At 46.8% G+C, this 2,500-nt stretch carries 3 protein-coding genes; all 3 read left to right on the top strand.

Features of this window, described 5'->3' with window-relative positions:
• Positions 1-235 precede the first annotated feature (235 nt).
• Positions 236-415: a hypothetical protein gene (locus tag STRDD11_RS07685; RefSeq protein ID WP_128836818.1), complete on the top strand. Its 180-nt coding sequence runs from the start codon at positions 236-238 to the stop codon at positions 413-415.
• Between the two features lie 195 nt (positions 416-610).
• Positions 611-766, top strand: coding sequence for a hypothetical protein (locus STRDD11_RS13690; protein WP_164828426.1), 156 nt, complete (start codon positions 611-613; stop codon positions 764-766).
• A gap of 458 nt (positions 767-1,224) precedes the next feature.
• Entirely contained in the window at positions 1,225-2,352 is a 1,128-nt protein-coding gene (locus STRDD11_RS07680; RefSeq protein ID WP_241209364.1) for a hypothetical protein, read from the top strand.
• Positions 2,353-2,500: the final 148 nt, after the last annotated feature.

Raw genomic sequence — 2,500 nt, 5'->3', positions numbered from 1 at the left:
CTGAGGCCGATGGCAACTGATATATAGTTATTTAGGGCAGCAGATTGGCAGATAGTTATGTTATTATCTCATACTCTTTGAAAATCTAAGATGAGGCTGAGGCAAAAGTGTTTCAGCTCCGAAAGTCAGTGAGGCGATGTATGGTCACTGACTTGACTTGCACCCCTTGTCATCTTTGATTTTCTTTGAGTGCCAGCAATCCGTCTGTTCTGCTTTTGTAAAAAAGGAGACGCTGATGAATACCTCTTGGTATGCACTGCTTGGTAACGATTTCGTTCGCTTGCTGATATTGGATCTTGTTTTTACCGGCTTTGTATGGATGGGTGCCCGCAAGCGGCATTTTTCCTACGGGGCACTGTTTGTTCCAACGATAGCGCTCTTTTTAGGCTATCAACTTTGGCAGATTCTTTGGTAGCCTTCTGGGAAAATCCCTTCTTCCTCTGCGAAATCAAGCCGTATGGCCATCGTCTTGCTCCAACAGTCTGAGTCAAAAAATCAGAAACGAGGCAGACGAGCTGTCCGCTAAAAAACGGAGTTTTTGTCAGCGGGATTTCATCAAGGAGAGGCTGGGCAAAAGTCCAGTCTTTTGCATCTGCATGAGAAAAAACAGATGGACACAGTAGTTGATTGGCATCTTCGTTCACTTTTTCAAAGATATAGAAGTCTGTGGATAAGAGCAAAAGCAGGTCTTCCTGTCGGCCTTGAAACAGAGATTTTTATAGAAGTAGTTCCAGCAGGAGTGAAGGGAATCCTTTGGAGTTTTTGACAGCATAAATGCGGAAATCTGGCCAAGATGGCGGGTTCTGCAGGATTTTCTGCTGATTTTTATGGCATATCAGGCGGTGAGACAGGCTCCACCGCCTTTTCTTTTTATCGTAAACATTAATGGCCGGCTTTTTCTATATAATAGAATTAACTCTTGTTTTTATATAGTCTTTTGGCTGGCTTTCCTTCTCAATGAAAATCATCAGCAAACGAGGCAGGAACTAAAAGGTTCCCCGAACCTTTTTACTCTCCCAGACTATGTCACTGCTGAAAGACTATACTGTGTAAAACGATTGGATTTGCCTGCCGAGTTCAGATGCGGCATCGCCATTTTAAGGAAAATCAGTTTGCGAACAGGTCTGATAGAAAGGCTGTTATGAAAAGAATTCAGGACATTGCTTCCACCCACCCAGATGTAAAAAAGTAGTCAAAAATGGGGTCAGTCTTGACTCCAAATATGTGGCCAGCCTGCAGGAGGGGGATTCCGACTGGCTGGAGACGGCAGAGCGGATTCCGCGCAGTTTGGAGAGCTATGCCAATGCGATTGGCAGAAACTTTAACCGCCATGATATTGGCAACAAGGCTAAGGAAACGGCGGCTTTGGCATCGGTGATTTCCTGCCGGGCTGTCGGGATGATAGATGCCGCCAAGCAGGTATCGGAAAGCACGGGACAGGTCTTTTTTGAGGATATTGTCATCTGCCAGCCGACCAAGAAGGAATATGAGAGCCTGCGTATCTATGTCCCCCAGCATATTGCCGGCTTTTATCAGCCTGCGGAGCTGCGCAGAATGATTGGACAGGTTTTTCCGGTCAAGGTGATTGATTTGAAGCAGGTGGTCTTTGCCAAACGCTACAACTCTTTTAAAAAAGGGGAGGAGCAGCAGCTGGAAAATGAATATGTAGCCTTGGGAGACATCAATATTGCTGAGTACCTGCTGAACAGTCAGGTTTTGCAGGAGCTGGAAGACGGCAGTGAGCGGTCGCCTATTCATGATGTGCAAAAGGGGATGGTCAATTATATTTCGGACAATGGTGTGTTTGTGCTGACCGCCAATCTGGAACGGGTCTTTATCCCCAACAAGGCCTTTAGCTATAAGTATTATTCACGGGTTCTGCAGCCTCAGGATTATGTGGCAGTTGGTGAGCTGATTGATTTCAGATTTGTCCGCGGCCGCTATGAGCAGGCAGATGACAAGCGTAAACGTTTGGGCATTGAGGGGGCTTCACCCAATATTGTCGGCGAGCGGCTTTCGCTGGAAAAAAATCCTCAGGAGGTCATTCAGACTTTCATTGATGCCGGCCCGGGAACCGTTGCTTCCGGCTATATCACGGATTTCAACGCTATTAAGGGCCATTATTTTGAAATAGACGGAGCCTACGGCTATCCTGTCCGCCTGGTTGCCAGTGAGCGCATCAGGCCCAAGCTTTTTCAGAATCGGCAGAAAATTTCAGTGGTGCTGCGTCAGGGCAGCTATGAGTTTGCTACGGATAAGACAGGTAAGCCTTATCTCAAAGTCCGGGCGACGGTTGTCTACAATTCGACCTACAATGAGCAGGCCGGTTTAGAGGATTTTTTTGACAGATAGGAAAAGCCGGCTGCTTTGCGCTCCTATCGTCCCTTAGTTTATCTTAGCTCCAACAGCCAGCTCCGACATGGGCAGTATTGAAACGATTATTTTCCCTACTGCTAGATTAGTGCAGGAGTGGGAGAAAGTCCTGCGGGATTTCTCGTGG

The organism is Streptococcus sp. DD11, from assembly GCF_001578865.1.
GTDB classification, from domain to species: Bacteria; Bacillota; Bacilli; order Lactobacillales; family Streptococcaceae; genus Streptococcus; species Streptococcus panodentis.
The sequence above is the reverse complement of the archived record's forward strand: the minus strand, read 5'-3'. Positions and strand labels throughout refer to the sequence as shown.

Coding starts and splice junctions, on each gene's coding strand:
- STRDD11_RS07685 (WP_128836818.1), top strand. CDS start 236: ATGAATACCTCTTGGTATGCACTGCTTGGTAACGATTTCGTTCGCTTG.
- STRDD11_RS13690 (WP_164828426.1), top strand. CDS start 611: ATGGACACAGTAGTTGATTGGCATCTTCGTTCACTTTTTCAAAGATAT.